The organism is Camelimonas fluminis, from assembly GCF_014656355.1.
GTDB classification, from domain to species: Bacteria; Pseudomonadota; Alphaproteobacteria; order Rhizobiales; family Beijerinckiaceae; genus Camelimonas; species Camelimonas fluminis.
The window spans coordinates 1-614 of the sequence record NZ_BNCG01000173.1 but is presented as its reverse complement, the minus strand read 5'-3'; the positions used below and the strand labels follow the sequence as shown (position 1 = coordinate 614).

The window sequence follows — 614 nt, the reverse complement described above, 5'->3', positions numbered from 1 at the left end:
CGCGCGTTCTCGGCGCGCTCGGCGGCGAGCATCGCCTGAAGGGCGAGCGGATCAGTTGTCAGAGGTTCGGCCGGAGTGCTCACGGAACCGATTAGACATTGGATTCCAGTGCGTTGCCAGCGCTCTCGCCGCCCCAGGAATCAACTTGCCGCGACCGGCGTACGCGTCTCACGAGCCTCATGAACGCGCCGCCAGTCCAGCCCTTCGAGCAGCGCCTGTAACTGCGCCGCCGTCAGCCTGACCACGCCATCGGTGATGGCGGGCCAGCAGAACCTCCCGTCTTCCAGACGCTTCGCCAGCATGCACACCCCGGTCCCGTCGAAGTAGACGAGCTTGATCCGGTCCGCACGCCTCGCCCGAAAGACATAGATCGCCCCACAGAATGGGTCGGCGTCCATCGTCTCGCGGACCAGCGCCGCCAGGCCGTCCGCGCCCTTGCGGAAGTCTACTGGCCGGGTCGCCACCATGACGCGCACAGCGCCGGTAGGGCCGATCATGGCGCGCCTTTCAGGGCACGGATCACGGCGGTGATCGTGGCCGGCGAGGCGCCATCGCCGCACCTTACCGTGACCCCTGACGCCTCAATCTCGATGGCCCCGGATGTTGGCCGTGGC

General features: G+C 67.6%; 1 protein-coding gene. It reads right to left on the bottom strand.

The annotated features are described in order from the left end of the window. Positions 1-140: 140 nt before the first annotated feature. Positions 141-497 (bottom strand): IS66 family insertion sequence element accessory protein TnpB, encoded by a 357-nt coding sequence (tnpB, locus tag IE243_RS23010; RefSeq protein WP_191321595.1) that lies wholly within the window; start codon positions 495-497, stop codon positions 141-143. Positions 498-614 lie beyond the last annotated feature (117 nt).